A 17,993-nucleotide genomic window follows, 5' to 3' on the forward strand; every position below is an offset into this window, starting at 1 on the left:
GCGGTAACCGGAACTAGAATAACCGATGCGTGCGCGGGGGTTCGAAATGCTCACGAGAATTCTTGGAATTGTCACGGTCGGCGCGGGCGTGGCCACGCTAGGCTCGGGTGTCGGTACAGCCGCGTCGGAACCTCCGTGCGCTCCGTATGTACCCGTCGCCGACACCATCGCCGGTGAGAGTTCGGATCGATTGGGCGACTGGAGTGTTCGTTACGAGCGGATAGGTGGCGGCGACGGCGCGATCGCCGACGAGGTCAACCAGGTGATCGATGCCGAGGCGCGTGGCCAGGTCGCGACGTACGAGCCGAGTGCGACGAAGACGAATCCGTGGACACTGAATATCGATGGGCATGTCGTCAAGCGGCCGGTGACAATTTCTGCGCTGTTCACGGGCGAATACAATTCCGATCAGCCCAATATGCCGTTCCACACAGTGGCGACCCGAGTTTTCGACTGCCGTAGCGGAATTCTGATCGATTGGGACAATCTGTTCACGGACAAAAAGGCGGGGCTTGCGCGGCTGTCCGACCAGACGAAGCGGATCCTCCCGACGGTCTACGCGCCGCCCAGTCGTCCGGGGGTGTGGCAGTTCGGCAGCGAGGTCGCCCCGGTCGACGACAACTTCCGGTATTGGATCCCCACCGACGCGGGTGTCGAACTGCATTTCCCGGACTGGCAGTTCGGCCGCGGGTTGCCGGTGATCACCGTCGGCTGGGGGGAACTCCGGGACCTGATCGCCCCGGAGTTCCAGGTGATCACCGCGTAACCGACGGTGAATGCGGCTGGGCGATCCGCGGGGTGTAGCAGCCGTGGAAGCTCAGCGGCAGATGGTGCCGCAACCGGCCGACGTATACGGGCCCCGCTTCGATGTCTTTTGCATCGAACACCGACAGATTGGCGGTGTTGTTGATTCCGTCCAGGACGGGTTCGATCAGCCAGCCGTCGTCCTCCTCGATCGCGTCGGGCCGGGCAGCGAAGATCGCCTCGTGCGGCAGGTGACCGTCGGGGAATTTGAAGATCGTCTCCTTGCCGGTTTCGTTGTCGATCTTGGACAGTGCGTTCGGGAACAAGCTGCCGTCGGTGGCCGCCGACATGTAGAAGTAGCGATTCGGCTTGGCCATGTGGAACACGTTGATCATCGGGAATTCACCGTGGACTCCGGAGAACTCGTCGATCGAGACGTGTCCTGATCGGGGGATTCGGACCCGGGTGGGTAGACCCCCGAAGGGCATCGTGGAGGTTTCCATCAGGGTCTCGACGCCGGCGAGCTGGCCGTTGAGTTGTTCCCACGTGGCGTGGTAGTTCAGCACGTCCACCACGACGTCGCCGTTCTCGTCGTCGTAGGCGTTGGCGAAATGCAGATGCAGCATCGGGTCGGTGTGGAAGATCCGCGGCTTGCCGCCGTCGCGGGGCACCAACGCGATCGTGGTGCCCAGCGAGGCGTCGTACTCGATGGCGTCGATGTAGTTGAGCAAACCGAAAGCCGCCCCGAAGAACTTCTTGAGCGGGAATACGAGCGGCGGGATCACGAAGACGAGGTACCGCTTGGTCAGGCCCATGTCGTGGTTGAACATCGGTCCGGGCAGGCGGACATGACCGAGTTTGTGCATCTTGCCGCTGCGGTCGACCCGGTAGCAGATCAGCTTCGGGACCGGCGCCATCGCCATTCCGAAGTTGTACATCTCGCCGGTATCCCAGTCCCACTTGGGATGTGCCGAGAACGCGCCCAGCCACTTGAGCTCACCGTCGTAGTCGTACTCACCTTTGGTCCGCAGGGTGTCGGGATCGAGTTCGTTGGGCCGGCCACCTTCCCACAGGGCGAGGAGTTTTCCGGCGTTCATGACGACGGCGGTGTTGGCGACATTGGCGGGAAACCGCAGAGCGTTGGCCAGCAGGCCACCGTCGCGCATGGTGCCCAAGGCGCGAAACGGTGCCCCGTCGGAAATGACCGAACGCTGATAGTGCTTGGTCTGGATGAACCGGTTGCGGAAGTGGACCACACCGTCGGACATCGAATACATGGTCAGCATTCCGTCGCCGTCGAAGATGTGGCCGAGCGGCGCTCCGCCGGCCTCCATCTTGCCGGGGCCGTTGCGATACACCGTCCCTCGGAGGGCGGCGGGCAACTCGCCTGTGACGTCGTCGATCGTGTAGTCGTACTCCTCGTACAGCGGGGCATAGGTCTGGATGGGGTCGTTGTCGACGCTGGTCATGTGGGGATTCCTTCGTGTCGGGTCAGTGGGCAGTGCGGACGCGCAGGGTGCAGCCCAGGCCCGGGAGATGGGGATCGAATTCGAGCGGCATGGGCCCACCGGAATGAAAGACCTTTTCGCAGGCGGCCTTACAGCCCATCCGGCAGGAGTTCTGCTGAGCGGTGTTGGTCCCGACAACGACATGCATTGCGCATTCCGGGATCTCGTAGACCAGCGTCCCGTCCGGTTCCTCGCCGGTGCGGTGGATCGGCCCCACCAGGAAGGTGGACAGGCCGACGCCCATGTCCATCACCCGTGCGTACCAGGCTTTCGGTACGACCTTGACTGCGTGGAACATCGGCAGCAGGAACCGGAGCCAATGCCGCAGCCTGCGCGCGACGGCGTCGGAGACCAGCTCCTCCACTGCTTCGAACGGCAGGTCTCGTAGCAGCTCGGCGGTCACCCACTCGAGCTCAGCGACGAACTGGCCGTACTGGCGCCGCCAGGAGTGCTGGGGGCTCTCGAACAGTCCACGTCGACGTTTACGCCGCTCCACCATTGTGGCCCAATGACTTTCCACCGCCGGTCGGTTGTCGGCGACGATCCGCAACATCGGCAGGAACACCGTCTCGGGCAGGTCGCCGACGCGCTTGATCATGGAATGGATCAGCCACTCGTCGCGCAGTGCGGCGATCGGACCGGGTTTGATGCCGGCAGTGGTCACGGGTACCTCCTGGGACGCGGTCATGGGAGTTCCACCTTGGCGGCCTTCCAGCGGCCGTCGATGTTCTGCATGGTCATGACCATGCGGCTGCGATCAACCCGCGGGTCCGGAACCTCGGTGTTGGTCACCGTCTGGTCGACGAACAGCAGCACCACCACCTCGTCGGCGGTGGCCGACTTGACCGCAGAGTTCACGACCACACCATGGCCGGTCGCTTTGTGGTCAATCAGCAACGTGCGCAGTTCGCTGCTGGATTTGGCGTACATGTCGTGGAATTCGCCGGTGGACCCGTCGAGTACCGCCGCGAAGTTCGCATCCAGATTGCCGGTATCCACCGAAGTCAGCGTCACCGCGTAGGAGTTCGCGGTATTCAACGCTGCGGCACCGGCATTCGCGATCTGTCGCTCGCCGACGTATTGCCAGCCGAAGAATCCGCCGACACCGCCGAGCGCCAGCACCAGCACAGCGATCGCGGCGGCAATCAGACGTCGTCGCCACGTGCTGTGGTTGACGACGGGCTCCGGCTCCTCCGCGGCAGAGCCCGGCGTCTCGGTGTCATCGGGCTCGTCGGTGTCCTCGCTGTCGACGCGTTCAGCCAGTTCCGTGCTCATGGTGCTCCTCTCTCCTACCACTGCCCACCCTGGCGATGCGGCTGAGACTCCGGGGGGAGAGCCGGTCCGCCATAGGGCAATTGGATGCTGTGTTCGGTTATCGGTGTCGGGTCGGCGCGGCGCAGTGGGTCCAGGCCGGGCGGAGGGGTGGCGGTGTCGTCGCCGGGCGGGCGTGGGGCGTTGCGGGCGCCACGGACCAGGAGATTGGGGTCCTGGTTCTGGCAGTAGGTGTACAGGTACGGTTCGGGATAGTTCGGGATGAACGGCACGTCCCGCGGGTGCGGGTAGTCGCACACCGGCCGGGGATAGATATCGGCGATCGCCCAGATCGCCCCGTCGTGCATCAGTGAGCGGATGCCGTCGAGCAGCGGTGGTCGCTCGTCGTTGAACATCCGGTCCAGCGCGGGAACCCGAACCTGGGACAACTGCGCCACCGTTGTCAGGTCGCCGAGTAACTGCACCATGGTGGGCGAGTTGTTCTCGATCACGGAATCCACGGTCTTCAGCAGGTCCGGGGTCCTGTCGAGCAACGTCCTTATGCCTGCGTCTTTTTCGCCGATGCCGTCGAAGGTTCCGGCCAGGTTGTGCGAGACGGCATCCAGGCCGCCCGAGGAATCGTCGATGATCGTGAACACCGTGCGGCTGCTGCGTAGCAACGTCATGGTCTGCGGAAGCACACCGTCGAGGGTGTTGAGCAACACCTGGGCACCGTTGAACAGTTCACGCAGTTTCTCCGGCCCCTGTTCGCTGACGCCGAGTTCGTCGATGACCGATCGGATCTGATCGGCGTCGGCCTGGGCGAGGACGCCGTCGACATTGGTCAGCAGACGCCACAGCGGGACCGGGGTCTCGGTCTGGCTGCGGTCGATCACCGTTCCGTCGGACAGGAACGGGCCATCGGTGCGTTGCGGGGCGAAGTCCAGATACTGCTCTCCGGCGGGGGATAGCCCCGAAACCCGGACACCGGTGTCGAGCACAGGAATACGGGCACTGTGGTCGATCATCGCTGTGGCGACCACCCCGTTGCCCGTCACGTCCACCGACTTGACCCGGCCGATCGGGATCCCCCGGACGGTGACATCCTGGCCGGCGAGCAGTCCGCCGGATTCGGCCAGGTCCACCTTGACGGTGATCTGGCGATCGAACGGGTTCACCCGCAGGGCGCCGAATGTCAGGTACGCGACCCCTACCACCACGAGGAGCAGCTGACCGACGACTGACAGCACCAGCTTTCGCGCGGAGATGAACTGAACGCAGCGAATGGCCAAGGCCGACAGGGGGTTCAGTGCGGTACGCAGGCTCATCTCGGCGGCCCCCAGATCTGTCCGCGGCCGGGGCCCCACACCCGGTCGCCGAGCTGGGTCAAGACGAAGCGGATCGAGCCGACCATGTTGTCCCAGTTGGCCATCTTGGGACCGGTGAATCCCGGGTCGGCGTAGTGGTTCATGTCCGGCATGTGGCCGATCGCGATCTGCTGAAGGTCGACATCGGCGGCGGCCGCGTTGCTGCCGAACAACTTCAGCGCGGCAGGAAGAAGCCGTAGGAAGTTGGCCATCGTCACCCGGGGGTCGGTGGAGGCCTCGTTGAAGGCGGCCGACAGGATGTTCAGGTCGTGGATCCAGCTGCGGGCGTCGGTGCCCTGGATGGCCGGGAACTTCTGCAACTGCGCGGTCACCGCACCGATCTCGTTGACCAGGTCCACGATCGCGGAGGTGTTGTCCGCCAGGGTCAGCAGTGCGGGTGTGGCGGTGTCCAGGACGTCGTTGATGGTGTCGCGGCGCGCGTTGAGGTCGTCGGCCAGCCTGGCGGTCTGATCCAGCATGGTCCGGATCTCGTCGGAGCGATCTGCCATCGTGGACACCAGCGCACGGGACTCGTGGATCAGGCTGGTGAGTCCCTCGCCGTCCTTACCGAGGGCCCCGCCGACACCGTTGAGCACTCGCGTCAGGTTCCGGATCACGCCGCCGTTCACTATCAGCGACGTGGTGGCCAGCACCTGTTCGACGGTCGCGGCAGCGGTGGTGGACTGCTGGCCGATCCGGTCCCCGTCCGTCAGGAGCTTCGTGCCGGCTGATCCCGGTGCGGGCGGCGTGAGGGCGACGAACACGTCGCCGAGTGGTGTGGCCGAACGCAATTCGGCTGTGGTCCCCTCGGGAAGATGTATTCCGTCCAGAATGCGCATCTGTACCACGGCGGTGTAGTCCTTGGCGCTCATGCCGACCACCTCGCCGACGTCGGCACCACCGACACGTACCTTCGCGCGGTCGGGGAGATTGAGCGCGTTGGAGAATTCCGCGTCGAGCTGATAGGTCGGACCGCTGAGCCCGGGGGCGGGAAGAGGCAGTTGCTCCACTCCGGCAGAACATCCGACCGTCGCAGTCGCCACCAGGGTGGCGAGCCCGATCTGGAGGCCAGGCTTCATCGATCCTCCAGCTTGGTCATCGCGTCAAGCATGGTGGTCATCCCGAAGTCGGGGCCCAGATCCTTGATGGATCCGGTGCGGCAGCCCAACTGGCGCAGACCCAGGATGTTGCAGACTTCCTTGGTCATCGAGCTGTCGAAGAACACGTTGTCGAAATGGGCACCGACGCGCAGCATTCCGTTCTGCATGTCGATGGCCGCGGCCGCATTGTCGATCGCCAACGGTGCCACGTCGAACACCTCGGCGAGTTCACGGCGGTAGTCCACGAGGGCGCGGCTGAGCCTGGCGCTGCTGGCGATGCTGTTCCTCAGGTTGTCGCCGTTGTGGCCCAGGAGTTCGTTGAGCTCGTTGAGCAGGCCGTTGAGTCGTCGGCCGGTATCGCCCCGGCCGACGTTCTCGGCTGCCAGCAGGTCGGTGAGTTGGCGGACGTACGTGCCGAATTCACGGACCTGTCCCTCGTTGCGCGCCGCGGAGTCGGTGAGCTTGCTGAGGTTGGTGACGATGGCTTCGAGGTTCTGCTTGGTCGCGGCGCCGCCGTCGGCGCCGGTGCGCAGTGCATCCGACATCCCGGCGAGGGCGTTCTTGATCTCGGGTCCGCTGGTGGAGGTGATCGCGGAGGTGGCCGACATCAGGTCGGTCAACGGCCCGCCGCCTTTGCCGTCGCCACCCATCGCACCACCGAGCTTGTCCACCATCTTCAGGACCCGGTCGAATTCGACTGGAGTTCTGGTCGATTGCGGTCCCAGAACAGCTCCTTCGGCCAGGAGCTGGCCGCCGGAGTAGGCGGGTGTGAGTTCGATGTGCCGGTCGGTGAGGATCGAGGTTCCGACGGTGACGGCCGACACGCCCACCGGGATGCTGGTGCCGGGATCGACCTCGATGCCGATGTCGACGTGGTTTCCCCGGTTGTCGATCGAGGTCACCCGCCCGACGGGCAGGCCCAGCACCGACACGTCGTTCCCGACGTAGAGGCCGATGGCGTTGTCGAACTGGGCGGTGAAGCGCAGCGGTGCGGTGGGGCCCGGACGTAGCAGGTAGGCGCCGGTGACGGCGAGCGCCACCACGGTGATCAGTACCGTCACGATTGCGGTCTTGCGTGTCATGGCAATCCGGGCCTCACTCGCAGTCTTTGAAGTATTGGTAACGCTCCGGCCATTTCCACTGCTCGGCGCGGCCACTGATGGCACACATCCAGGAATCCACCATCAGCCCGCCGGGCAACATGAAGTCCAAGAACGGCCCCGATCCGGTGGCGTTGGCGGCGTTGCGCATGGCCACCGGCATGATCTGGAACAGGTTGCGCAGCAAGGCGTCATGGTCACCCAGCATCGACGTGAACTGCTGCAGATCGGCCAGCATCTTGTCGATGTGCGCGCTGTCGGTGCCGACTACGTCGTCGGCGGTGGTGATCAGGGTGGTGGCGGCTTGCAGCAGTCGCTCGACGCTCGCTCGGCGACGGATGATCTCGCCGGTGAGCTCGCGGCCCTGGACGACCAGTGCGGCCAGATCGTCCTGTTGTCCGCCTAGGACGTCGGCGACGGTGGCGGTGTTCCGCAGCAGATCGGCGATCTGGCCGCGTCGCTCGGAGATGATCGTCGAGAGGTTCTCGACGTTGGCCAACGCGTCCGGGAGTACCGTGGGCAGCCCGGTGAGCTGTTGCGACAGCGTCTGCATCGACGTGGCGAACTTGACGGCGTCGACGTCCTCGAATGTCGTGGTCGAATCAGACAGCAACTTTTGCAGGTCGTAGGGGACCGTGGTGTTCTTCAAAGGAATTCGATCGTCGACCAATGTGCCGCCGCCCTTGGGCTGCAACTCGACGTAGCGCGAACCCAGCACCGTGGTGAGCTTGATCGAGGCCTTGCTGTCGGAGCCCAGGCGGATGTTCTTGTCCAGCTTCATGGTTACGACGACACGGTTGACGGCCAGCTTGGTGGTCGCGACCACGCCCACGGGGACACCGGCGATGTTGACCTGGTCGCCGGCGCGCAGGCTGGCCGCCTGCAGGAAATCCGCGGTGTAGGTACGTTTGCCCAGGTGCATCGAGCTCAGGGCCGTGCTTGCCACGATCACCACGGTCAGGGCCAACAGCGCGAAAGTGCCGATCACCGCCGTGTTGCGGTCTTCCAGTGTGCGGGGCCGCCGGCGGGCGGTCTGCTCGGCCGGACTGTCGACAGAGGTACTGGGCCACTTCACGTTTCGTCGCCACCAGGACCGGTTCTGGGTGGGTCCGCTCATCTGACTCATCACCTGCACTTCGCTGTGTACTTGCGTTGCCCACCTGGCGTGGCCGCGTTGACGATGCTCGGCACGATCGGCTTGAGGAAGTTGAACAGGGTGAAGTTGAAGTCGCACGGCATCGCGCTCATCGCGGTGGAGTCGCCGGTGATCCGCGACAATCCCTTCAACACCGCAGGAAGATTCGAGCCCAGTGTGGCCCAGCCGTCACGGTTGGCCAACATCGTCGACAACATCCCGGGTTCGCGGCTCAGCAGATCGTGTAGGTCGGGTTGCACCGCGGTCGTGATCGCCGAGAGCCGCGATACCACCGTCGCGATCGAGCCCGTCGAGTTGACCAGCTCGTCGCGGTGCGCGTTGAGTCCCGCGATCACCGAGCGCATCTGGACAAGAGTGGTCTGCAGTTGGGTGCCACGGGAGGCCAGGTTCTCGGTGACGGCGTTGAGGCTGTCGATTACCCGGCCGAGGACCTGGTCCGGACCGGCCATCGATTGCGCCAACTGCGAGGTCTGCGCTACCAGTACCACGACCGAGTCGGAATCACCCTGGAGCGCGTTGATCAACGCATTGGAGAGATTTCCGCGGTTCGTCGGATCGAGCAGGGTGAACATGGGCTCGAATCCGTTGAGGAGATTGGTGACGTCGAACGACGGCTCGGTGTGCGCGACGGGGATCGTCGCGCCGTCGGTCAGCCGCTCGGGCCGACCGAAGTCGGCCAGGGTCAGGCCGATATACCGCTGGCCGATGATGTTCTGGTAGACCACCGAGGCCTTGGTGTTTCCGTACAGCGGCTGGTCGCGCTGCACCCGGAATCGGACGGTGGCCAGGGTGCCCTCGCCCGAGCCGGGATCCTCGAGCGCGATCGAGTCGACCCGGCCGACCCGCACACCCGCCACCCGCACGTCCGACCCGGCCCGGAGCCCGGTGACATCAGTGAATTGCGCGGTATAGGTGAATGTTTCGCCTTGGACACCCCGACGCAGCGTCACCAGGATGGTCCAGGTGAGCGCCAGGCAGACCGTCATGAAGAGGGCGAGCCAGATCAACATGCGGGCGCGTGCGTTCATGGTGTTCCCGCGGGGTGTTCGGCGGGAAGCGGAGGCGTGGCTGTGCTCTTGGGAGCGGGGTCCTGGGCAGCGGGGTCCGCCGGAGCTGGTACGAATTCCTCTGGGGCAGGTGCTATCTGCAATGGGCTCTGGAGCACCTCGTCGGCGGAGTTGGCCGGGGCGGGCAGGGTGATCCCGGGCGGCGGAACGTAGGCGCGCGGATCGGGCAGGCCGTGGGTGTCGACGATCGGGATGCCCTCGGGTGCGGTTTGGCAGCTCGGGCCCCGCAGCTCTCCGTACACGGGACAGTCCGCACGGCTGTAGAGCCGCAGCGGTGCGAGCGCGACGACGAGTTTGAACGTGAACGTCACCTTCTGATTGGTGCGCGTCCACATTTCGTCGAAGAAGCCGTTGACCACGTTGTGCAGGCCGACGGCGACGGCGGGGAACTTCCCCGAGCGGTCGGCGAGCACCCCGATCACCGGGGTGAGGTTGGTGGTGATTCCCGCCAGTTCGTCGGCATGGTTGTCCATGGCGGTGCGTACGGTTCCGACGGTGTGGCCGGCGCCGGTGAGCAGGTCTGTCAAGGCCGCGCGTTGTTCGGCGACGGTCCGCATCGGCTTGACCGCATGCTGCAGTGAGTCCAGCAGATCGGGGGCGGTGTCCCCGAGGGCGCTCAGTGCGGAGTTCCAGGTCTGCAGGGTCGGCGGCCCGGTCTCGTCGGTGCGCAGTCCGTTCATCTCCGTCACGATCCGGTTGAGACCCTGTGCAGCCGAGGTTAATTCAGATCCCTTGCCCGCGGTGGCATCTGCGATCGCCCGCATCACGCCCAGCGTGTGGTCGGTGTTGGGGCGACCGACCGCGTCGACCAACTCGCGTACCTTGGCCAGCGTCGTCTGGAACAGCTGGGTCGGCAGGGTGGTGTCCTGCCCGATGACGTCTCCGGCGCGGATCGGCCGGCCACCGGTGCCGTGGTCCACGAGTTGGACTGTGGACACCGCGAAGGCATTGCCGGGAACGATACGGGCGGTCACGGTATTGGCGATGTTGGCAACGTGATCGGGGCGCAGGTCGATGTTGACGATGTTGTCGCCGCCGCCCAGTGCGGGCGTGACAGACCGCACCGCGCCCACCAGAACGCCGCGGTATTTGACGTCGGACTTCGGCGGCAGCCCGTCACCGACGCTCGGCAGACGCGCAATGATCTCGACGCGACGATCCAGTGATCCGGTGGATTTGGCGAACATCAGGGTGCCGGCGATGGCGCAGACCACGAGGAACACCAGGCACGTGACGAGCAGGGCCCGCTCGGAGGGGCCGCGACCGTCCATCTCGAACTGGTTGGGCATCAGCCCCCCAACCTTCCGCCGGCGTCGACGCCCCAGAACGCCATGGTGAGCATCATGTTGGTGACGACCATCAGCGTGATCGACAACCGCATGGCGCGTCCGGCGGCGATGCCGACGCCTTGGGGGCCGCCGGCTGCGTAGAACCCGTAGTAGCACTGCACCGTCGACATGATCGCCACGAACACCGCGACCTTGATCACCGCGAAGAACATGTCGCGGCCCGAGAGCATCAGCGCGAAGTAGTGCAGGTAGGTCCCCGAGGCCTGGCCACTGGCCAGGTACACCACGAGCTGGCACACCACGAAATTCAGCGCCAGACACACGACGAACAGCGGGATGACAGCCATTGCCGAGGCCAGTACCCGGGTGGTCACCAGATACGGGATCGGGCGGATGGCAACGGATTCCAACGCGTCGATCTCTTCGGAAATGCGCATCGAGCCCAGCTGCGCGGTGAATCGGCACCCGGCCTGGATCGCGAAGGCCAGCGCGGCCATCATCGGCGCCAGCTCGCGCACGGTCGCCAGTGCGGTCAACAGCCCGGTGGCGGGACCGAGACCGAGCAGGTTCAGTGCGTTGTAGCCCTCGATCGCCACCACGGCGCCGGCGGCCGCACCGACCACCAGCACCACACCCGCGGTACCTCCGCCGACCACGATCGACCCGTTGCCCCAGGTGACATCGGAAGACAGCCGCAGGAATTCGCGGGGGTACTTCTTGACGACGATCGGGATACCGGCCAACGTGCGGAAGAAGAACGCCACGATGTGGCCGTTGCGGGCCATCTGGTATTCGGTGGCGCGGGCGACGGCGACGACGGGTCGGGCGCCGGTCGGCAGGTATGTGGCGGCCATGTCAGAAACTCGTCTTCGGGAAGAGCACGAGGTACATCTGACTGATCAGGGTGTTAGCCAACAACAACAGCAGGATCGATTGCACGACAGCGGCGTTCACCGAATTCGCCACGCCGGCGGGCCCGCCTCGGGTGTCCAGTCCCTTGTAACAGGCGATGACGGCGACGATGACACCGAACACCACGGCCTTGATCAAGGTGAGGACGAGGTCGTCGACCGTGGCGAACGAGGAGAACGTCGTGGTGTAGCTGCCCGGGGTGCCGCCCTGCAGCATGACCGTGAAGGCGTAGCCGGCCAAAAACCCGATGAAGCAGGTGAATCCGGTGAGCGCCACCGACACGATCACGGCCGCGGCCAGGCGGGGGACCACCAACCGCTGGATCACCGAAATGCCCATGACCTCCATCGCGTCCGTCTCGTCGCGGATGGTCCGCGCACCGAGATCGGCGCTCATGGCGGAACCGACGGCGGCAGCCATCAGGATCGCGGCGACCAGTGGGGCTCCCTGCTTGATCACCGCCAGTCCGTTGGCTGCACCGGCCAACGCCGTGGCGCCGAGTTGTCCTGCCAGCAGGCTGAATTGGACCGCCAGGGTGACGCTGATGGGTATCGCGATGAACAGCGTCGGCACCACGGCGGTGCGGGCCATGAAGACCGCCTGCTCGACGAATTCCCAGAACGGGAAGCGGCCTCGCACGACATCGCTGAACAGGTACTGGACTGCGCGCACCGCCAGGACGCACTGTCCACCCACAGTGCGCAGCGACGCGAGGGGGTGCCGATCCAGGTAGCCCCGCCCCCACCGCAGGACCCGATCGGTCGCTGCGGTGTCAGCGGCGTCTGCGTCCGACGGCGTGTGCGGCACGGTCAGCGGGCCCGGAATGTCAGGTCGAGCCGCTTGAGGCCGCGCAGCATGAAGCTGGGTTCGTACTCGTAGTCGTTGTCGGGAGCCAGCTCGACGGAACCAAACCGACGGGCGATGGCCTCCAACGCGAGCCGTGCCTGCAGACGCGCCAGCGAGGCGCCCAGACAGGCATGGATGCCCTGGCTGAAGGCCAAGTGCGTCTTGGCATTCGGGCGTTGTGGGTTGAACTCCTCGCCGTCGTCGAACTGGGCCTCGTCGCGGTTGGCCGATCCGAACACCAGCACCACCAGCGAGCCGGCCGGGATGGTGTACTCGCCGAGCTGCGCCTCGGCCTTGGTGATCCGGAACATCGACTGGACCGGGGTGAGGAAGCGTAGTGCTTCCTCCACCAGCAGCTCCGAATGGGCCGGGGGATCCTCCTGCAACCAGCGCCACCACTTCGGGTTCAGGCCGAGTTGGTGCAACGTGCCCGTCATCAGCTTGCGCGAGGTTTCGTTACCGGCGATCAGGATCTGCTGGATGATGCTCAATGCCGCGCCGGTGGTGAGTGGTTCGTCGTCGTTGGCGTTGGATGCCTGGACCAGACCGGTGATCAGGTCGTCCTGCGGGTTGGTGCGGCGGTCTTCGAGTTCGGCGGCGAAGTACCGCTGGTACTCCAGCAGGCTGCGCGCCTGCTCGAGGGCACCGGCATCGTCGATCTCGGCGCCGATGGTCAACGCGAATTGATCGGACCAACGCCGGAAGTCGTCGATGCGATCGTCGGGGACGTTGAGTGCGGCAGCGATGATCCGCAAGGGCAACGGCGCGGCGAACTGCTCGACGATCTCCACCGGCTTGTCGGTCGGCAGCGTGTCGAGCAGTTCGTCGACGATCGCGCGGATCCCGGGTTCGCGCTGAGCGACGAAGCGCGGGGTGAATGCGCGGGCGACCATGCGTCGGTAGTAGTGGTGGTCGGGCGGGTCGGCGGTCAACAGCGTCGGGATCATGTCCCATCCCTGCGCCTTGAGTGCCTCGACCTCGGCGGCCACCGACTCCGGCGGCGGCATCTGCGGCAGGCCGAAAGCCGAGGAGAACACCTCGTGGTTGGTCAACGCGGCGGAAACCAGTTCCCGTGAGGTCACGAACCACATGCCCCGCTCGGCGACGAACTGAACCGGCGCTTGGCTCCGCAGCGCCTGGTACCACGGGTGCGGCTCCTGCATCGTCTGCGGATCCAGCGGATCGAACGAGGCGATCGGGCAGGCGGTGGGTGGGCTGCTGATGTCGGTCAAGGCCGTCTCCAGAGTTGGTGGTCAGGGCTGCTCGGGGCTTTTGAATGTCCGCTTGACTAATTGGTGGACCAATATAATAGTGAGGTGGATCATAATCAAGGCTCGGAAGTCAGCCGGGAGAGCGAGGCGAATCGGTGCCAACAGCAGTCGTGACAGGAGCCGGCAGAGGTATCGGTCGAGCGATCTCGGAACGCCTGTCGGCCGACGGCGCAGACGTGGTCGTGGTGGATATCGATGCGGCCGCAGCCGAGGAAGTGGCGCGGTTGATCGGCGGTCGAGCGGTCCAGTGCGATGTCACCGTCGAGGCGTCGGTGGCAGCGTTGGCCGACTACGTCGGCAAGGTCGGCCCGATCGACGTGCTGGTCAACAACGCCGGTATCTGGCGCTCGAGCACTCTGGCCGAGAGCACCGTCGATGAGGTCGACACGGTGCTGCGGGTCAACGTGCTCGGCAGCTGGCTGGTCACCCGCGCGCTGCTCGACACGTTCGGAGCCGGCGGCGCGATCGTCAACCTGACATCGGTACTGGCCGAACTCGGTGGCGCCGGCCGCGGGATCTATCCGGCATCGAAAGCCGCGCTCGTCGCCCTGACCAAGCAGATGGCGACCGAGTACGCGCCGCGCGGTATCCGCGTCAACGCGGTCGGCCCCGGCCTGGTCCTCACCGACGGCACCGCGGGTGAGTTCGCCGATCCGGGGTTGCGGTCGGCCATCGGTGAGTCGATGCCGTTGGGGCGCATCGGTGAACCCGACGACGTCGCTGCGGCGGTGGCCTTCCTGGCCTCAGCCCAGGCCGGCTACATCACCGGCCAGGTGCTCTACGTCGACGGCGGATGGGGAATCAACGGATCGGCCTTCATCGGGACCGCCGTCCAGCAGTACATCGCGGGGCTGTCCGCAACGCCCCTGAAAGCGGCTTTGGCAGAGGAGACGGTGTGACCCGGGCAACCGACAGAACGGACAACGAGGTGAGCAGGCCGGGTGAGGCGCGGTCCTCGGGGCCGACAGTGCAGAGTCTGCTCGCCGAGGACACCCGGGAGGTCCCGCCGCCACTGCTGGAGGAGTCCTACGAGTTCCTCGGGTCGGCCGACATCGACAAGGAGCGCTACTTCACCACCGAGTTCCACCGGCTCGAGGTGGATCGAATGTGGAAGAAGGTCTGGCAGTTCGCCTGCCGCGAGGAGGATATCCCCGAACCTGGCGACTACCACGTCTACGACGTCGCGGACATGTCGTTGATCGTGGTTCGTACCGCTGCCGGTGCGATCCGGGCGTTCCACAACTCCTGCCTGCACCGCGGCACGCGGTTGTGCGACGACGCCGGCCGGGTCAACCAGTTGCGCTGTCCGTTCCACGGCTTCACCTGGAGTCTGGAGGGCAAGCTCACCGACGTGCCCGGGCGGTGGGATTTCCCGCATGTCGACGACACGACGTTTGCCCTGCCGGAAGCCCAGACCGGGACCTGGGCCGGATTCGTCTTCGTCAACCCCGACCTGGAAGCGGCTCCGCTGTCGGACTACCTGGGCGATCTCGAGAAGCACTTCGCGCCGTTCCATCTGCAGGACCGTTTCAAGGCGATCCACGTCGCCAAGGTCATCGACTGCAATTGGAAGGTGGGGATGGAGGCGTTCCTGGAGTCCTACCACGTCATCGCCACGCACCCCCAACTGCTGGAGTATCTCGGGGACGCCAACACCCAATACGACATCTACACCCGGACCGACGGTCAGCCCGGGTTCAATCGGATGATCACGCCGCAGGCGACAAGCAGCCCGCACCTGGAGCCGTTGGAACCCCAGGACGTACTCGATGCCATGTTCCGTGACTTCTTCCCCGAGGGGGTCGGCGCTTTCGAGGTTCCCGATGGTCAGTCGGCCCGGCCGATCGTGGCGGCGGCCATGCGTGACAATCTCGCGCAGACCACCGGCGCCGATCTTTCCGGCACCAGCGATTCGGAGATCGTCGATGCGATCCAGTACTTCGTGTTTCCGAACATGGTGCCCTGGGCGGGCGTCGGTGCACCGCTGACATACCGGTTCCGGCCGTACGGCAACGATCCCGATCGGTGCATCTTCGACATCATGATGCTGATCCCGCTACCGACGGGAGTGCCCAAACCCAAGACGGCGCCGCCGCATTGGCTCGACGCCGATGAGGACTACAGTGCCGCGCCCGAGCTCGGTGGATTGTGCGCGGTCTTCAACCAGGACCTGGCGAATCTGCCCCGAGTGCAGCGCGGTCTGCGGTCGATGACCAAACCCGGTGTGACGCTGGCGAATTACCAGGAAGTCCGGATACGTCAGTTCCACCAGGACCTGGATCGGTACCTCGCCAGTGACAACTGAACTGTCGGCGAACGCCCCGTCGGGCACCGTGCTGCGCAATGATGGCGGCATGAGCGAGGTCACCAGCAACCGATCGGGTCCGGGCCGGCCGGCGGGCACCGACAGTGTGGACACCCGTCAGCGAGTGCTCGACGCCGCCTGTCAATGTTTCGCGCAGTATGGGTACGGACCGGCCACCAACAATCTGATCGCGGAGATGGCCGGGGTCACCGCGGGCTCGTTGCATTACCACTTCGGGTCCAAGAGCAATCTCTTCGAGGCGGTCTGCGATTACGTGTACGGCAAGATCGTCGCGCGCTCGGTCGAGGCGCTGGCCGGCCCGCACTCGGTGCGCGGCCTGTTACGGGCGGTGCTCGCCGAATCGATGCGGATCAACCACGAATCGCCGGAGCTGGCCGGGTTCGTGGCCACCGCACCCATCGATGCCCGGCGCCATCCCGAGCTGTCCGAGGCGTTCCGCAAGCAGGCGGAGGCCATGACCACGACGCTGGCGCAGGCGGTGACCGCCGGCCAACAGGCTGCCCTGATCCCGGATGAGCTGGACCCGGTCGCCGTCGCAGGCATGATCAGTGCGATCGTCGACGGCTTCGCTCACGCCGCGGCCAATACCGACGTCGCGGTCATGGACTCGATGAACCAGTTGTTCGGAAGGCTGCTCCTCGAATCGGACGGCGCTTAGTAATCGATGCCCGCACCCGACCTCCCGGCGACCGTCGCTCGGCTACGTGAGACCTTCGACACCGGACGGACTCTCGACCTCGACTGGCGCCGCGCTCAACTGCGGGCACTCATCGCGATGCTGACCGACAACGGCGATGCCATCGTGGACGCGGTGTCGGCGGATCTTCGCCGCCCACCGTTCGAGACCTGGCTGGCCGAGATCGTCGCGACGGTGAAGGAGGCCCGTCACGCAGCGCGCAATGTCGGCCGCTGGACGCGGCGCAGGCACCGGTTACTGGAGTGGACGCAATTGCCGGGGCGGGCCTGGATCCAATACGAGCCGTACGGCACCGTGTTGATCATCGGTCCGTGGAACGTCCCGTTCCAACTCACCCTGACGCCCGCGATCGGGGCGATCGCCGCCGGAAACACCGTGGTGCTCAAGCCATCCGAACTCGCACCGGCATCGTCGAAGTTGATGTCCGAGCTGATACCGCGCTACCTCGACCCCGATGCGGTGGCCGTTGTCGAGGGCGACGGAGCCACTACCCAGCAGTTGATCGCGCAGGGATTGGACCGGGTGCTGTTCACCGGCGGCACCGCGATCGGTCACAAGATCATGGCGACCGCAGCCGATCACCTGACCCCGGTCACGTTGGAGCTGGGCGGTAAGAGCCCGGTGATCATCGCCGCCGACGCCGACGTGAAGACCGCTGCACGGCGGATCGCCTGGATCAAGGTGATGAATTCCGGCCAGATCTGCATCGCTCCCGATTACGTCCTGGTGCACGCGGCCGTGCGGGATCGGTTCCTGGAAGAGATTCGCGCGGCCATCGAGGAGTTCCGGGCCGGAGCGCCGACGGGGCTGCCGATCGTCAATGAGCGTCACTTCGCCCGCCTGACCGCCGCGCTGACCGCCACCGCCGGTGACGTCGTGGTCGGCGGCGACAGCGATGCCGGGCGATTGGAGCTCCAGCCCACGGTCGTCGTCGATCCCAGTGCAGACGAACCGTTGATGACCGACGAGATCTTCGGCCCGGTCCTGCCGGTGTTGACTGTCGAATCGGTCGACCACGCGATCGAATTCGTCCGACGGCGGCCCAAACCCCTTGCCGTGTATCTGTTCACCGCGTCCAAGCAGACCCGGGAACAGGTGGTCCGTCGGGTGCCGGCGGGCGGCATGGTGATCAACCAGCTGCTGCTTCAGGTGGCGACGGCGAAGATGCCGTTCGGCGGTGTCGGGCCATCGGGTATGGGCGCCTATCACGGCAGGTTCGGGTTCGAGGAGTTCAGTCACCGTAAATCGGTGCTTACCAAGCCGACTCGCCCCGATCTGACGGCCATGTTCTATCCGCCCTACACCGACAAGAGATTACGGCTACTGCGCCGGTTGGCGTGACGCCTGTCTGTACAAACG

The 17,993-nt window shown here is 65.5% G+C and carries 17 protein-coding genes; 5 read left to right on the plus strand and 12 right to left on the minus strand.

Annotated elements, in window-relative coordinates; genetic code table 11:
* Positions 1-88: 88 nt before the first annotated feature.
* Positions 89-766 (plus strand): DUF3298 domain-containing protein, encoded by a 678-nt coding sequence (locus AC4LGL_RS05350; protein WP_491837934.1) that lies wholly within the window; start codon positions 89-91, stop codon positions 764-766.
* Here AC4LGL_RS05350 and AC4LGL_RS05355 read toward each other — a convergent pair.
* From AC4LGL_RS05355 to AC4LGL_RS05410, 12 genes are read right to left on the minus strand one after another with little or no spacing between them, the layout of a single operon-like run.
* Complete coding sequence (locus tag AC4LGL_RS05355; RefSeq protein WP_491837935.1) at positions 756-2,213, minus strand: carotenoid oxygenase family protein; 1,458 nt, start codon at positions 2,211-2,213, stop codon at positions 756-758. The genes AC4LGL_RS05350 and AC4LGL_RS05355 overlap by 11 nt on opposite strands.
* Positions 2,214-2,235: 22 nt before the next feature.
* The gene (locus AC4LGL_RS05360) at positions 2,236-2,940 is read right to left on the minus strand and encodes a hypothetical protein (protein WP_491837936.1); all 705 of its coding nucleotides are present in this window, start codon (positions 2,938-2,940) and stop codon (positions 2,236-2,238) included.
* Positions 2,937-3,527, minus strand: coding sequence for an Rv1363c family protein (locus tag AC4LGL_RS05365; RefSeq protein ID WP_491837937.1), 591 nt, complete (start codon positions 3,525-3,527; stop codon positions 2,937-2,939). Before AC4LGL_RS05365 ends, AC4LGL_RS05360 begins: the two co-directional genes overlap by 4 nt.
* Before the next feature lie 14 nt (positions 3,528-3,541).
* A complete protein-coding gene (locus AC4LGL_RS05370) occupies positions 3,542-4,831 on the minus strand; it encodes an MlaD family protein (RefSeq protein WP_491837938.1) in 1,290 nt (429 codons plus the stop codon).
* Complete coding sequence (locus AC4LGL_RS05375; protein WP_491837939.1) at positions 4,828-5,949, minus strand: MlaD family protein; 1,122 nt, start codon at positions 5,947-5,949, stop codon at positions 4,828-4,830. The genes AC4LGL_RS05370 and AC4LGL_RS05375 overlap by 4 nt, the downstream gene beginning before the upstream one ends.
* Positions 5,946-7,052 carry an MCE family protein gene (locus tag AC4LGL_RS05380; RefSeq protein ID WP_491837940.1) on the minus strand — a complete coding sequence of 369 codons (1,107 nt, stop codon included), beginning with the start codon at positions 7,050-7,052 and terminating at the stop codon, positions 5,946-5,948. The genes AC4LGL_RS05375 and AC4LGL_RS05380 overlap by 4 nt, the downstream gene beginning before the upstream one ends.
* A gap of 13 nt (positions 7,053-7,065) precedes the next feature.
* Positions 7,066-8,187, minus strand: coding sequence for an MCE family protein (locus AC4LGL_RS05385; RefSeq protein WP_491837941.1), 1,122 nt, complete (start codon positions 8,185-8,187; stop codon positions 7,066-7,068).
* An 8-nt stretch (positions 8,188-8,195) separates the two neighbouring features.
* A complete protein-coding gene (locus tag AC4LGL_RS05390; protein ID WP_491837942.1) occupies positions 8,196-9,254 on the minus strand; it encodes an MCE family protein in 1,059 nt (352 codons plus the stop codon).
* A complete protein-coding gene (locus AC4LGL_RS05395; RefSeq protein ID WP_491837943.1) occupies positions 9,251-10,582 on the minus strand; it encodes an MlaD family protein in 1,332 nt (443 codons plus the stop codon). The genes AC4LGL_RS05390 and AC4LGL_RS05395 overlap by 4 nt, the downstream gene beginning before the upstream one ends.
* Positions 10,582-11,436: an ABC transporter permease gene (locus tag AC4LGL_RS05400; RefSeq protein WP_491837944.1), complete on the minus strand. Its 855-nt coding sequence runs from the start codon at positions 11,434-11,436 to the stop codon at positions 10,582-10,584. Before AC4LGL_RS05400 ends, AC4LGL_RS05395 begins: the two co-directional genes overlap by 1 nt.
* Before the next feature lies 1 nt (position 11,437).
* On the minus strand, positions 11,438-12,244 hold the full coding sequence (locus AC4LGL_RS05405) for an MlaE family ABC transporter permease (protein WP_491839277.1): 807 nt from the start codon (positions 12,242-12,244) through the stop codon (positions 11,438-11,440).
* 59 nt (positions 12,245-12,303) lie between these two features.
* Entirely contained in the window at positions 12,304-13,572 is a 1,269-nt protein-coding gene (locus AC4LGL_RS05410; RefSeq protein WP_491837945.1) for a cytochrome P450, read from the minus strand.
* Between the two features lie 134 nt (positions 13,573-13,706).
* Here AC4LGL_RS05410 and AC4LGL_RS05415 point away from each other — a divergent pair, with 134 nt between their 5' ends.
* Genes AC4LGL_RS05415 through AC4LGL_RS05430 form a run of 4 tightly spaced genes read left to right on the plus strand, consistent with a single transcriptional unit; the run spans position 13,707 to position 17,975 of the window.
* Positions 13,707-14,510 carry an SDR family NAD(P)-dependent oxidoreductase gene (locus AC4LGL_RS05415; RefSeq protein ID WP_491837946.1) on the plus strand — a complete coding sequence of 268 codons (804 nt, stop codon included), beginning with the start codon at positions 13,707-13,709 and terminating at the stop codon, positions 14,508-14,510.
* A complete protein-coding gene (locus AC4LGL_RS05420; protein WP_491837947.1) occupies positions 14,507-15,916 on the plus strand; it encodes an aromatic ring-hydroxylating oxygenase subunit alpha in 1,410 nt (469 codons plus the stop codon). Before AC4LGL_RS05415 ends, AC4LGL_RS05420 begins: the two co-directional genes overlap by 4 nt.
* A complete protein-coding gene (locus AC4LGL_RS05425; protein ID WP_491837948.1) occupies positions 15,906-16,595 on the plus strand; it encodes a TetR/AcrR family transcriptional regulator in 690 nt (229 codons plus the stop codon). The genes AC4LGL_RS05420 and AC4LGL_RS05425 overlap by 11 nt, the downstream gene beginning before the upstream one ends.
* A 6-nt stretch (positions 16,596-16,601) precedes the next feature.
* Complete coding sequence (locus AC4LGL_RS05430) at positions 16,602-17,975, plus strand: aldehyde dehydrogenase family protein (protein ID WP_491837949.1); 1,374 nt, start codon at positions 16,602-16,604, stop codon at positions 17,973-17,975.
* Positions 17,976-17,993 lie beyond the last annotated feature (18 nt).

Source organism: Mycolicibacterium arcueilense (assembly GCF_058536225.1).

Bases quoted from the DNA above. Each gene is read 5' to 3' on its own strand.
- AC4LGL_RS05355 (WP_491837935.1), bottom strand. From the start codon at position 2,213: ATGACCAGCGTCGACAACGACCCCATCCAGACCTATGCCCCGCTGTAC.
- AC4LGL_RS05360 (WP_491837936.1), bottom strand. From the start codon at position 2,940: ATGACCGCGTCCCAGGAGGTACCCGTGACCACTGCCGGCATCAAACCC.
- AC4LGL_RS05365 (WP_491837937.1), bottom strand. From the start codon at position 3,527: ATGAGCACGGAACTGGCTGAACGCGTCGACAGCGAGGACACCGACGAG.
- AC4LGL_RS05370 (WP_491837938.1), bottom strand. From the start codon at position 4,831: ATGAGCCTGCGTACCGCACTGAACCCCCTGTCGGCCTTGGCCATTCGC.
- AC4LGL_RS05375 (WP_491837939.1), bottom strand. From the start codon at position 5,949: ATGAAGCCTGGCCTCCAGATCGGGCTCGCCACCCTGGTGGCGACTGCG.
- AC4LGL_RS05380 (WP_491837940.1), bottom strand. From the start codon at position 7,052: ATGACACGCAAGACCGCAATCGTGACGGTACTGATCACCGTGGTGGCG.
- AC4LGL_RS05385 (WP_491837941.1), bottom strand. From the start codon at position 8,187: ATGAGCGGACCCACCCAGAACCGGTCCTGGTGGCGACGAAACGTGAAG.
- AC4LGL_RS05390 (WP_491837942.1), bottom strand. From the start codon at position 9,254: ATGAACGCACGCGCCCGCATGTTGATCTGGCTCGCCCTCTTCATGACG.
- AC4LGL_RS05395 (WP_491837943.1), bottom strand. From the start codon at position 10,582: ATGCCCAACCAGTTCGAGATGGACGGTCGCGGCCCCTCCGAGCGGGCC.
- AC4LGL_RS05400 (WP_491837944.1), bottom strand. From the start codon at position 11,436: ATGGCCGCCACATACCTGCCGACCGGCGCCCGACCCGTCGTCGCCGTC.
- AC4LGL_RS05430 (WP_491837949.1), top strand. From the start codon at position 16,602: ATGCCCGCACCCGACCTCCCGGCGACCGTCGCTCGGCTACGTGAGACC.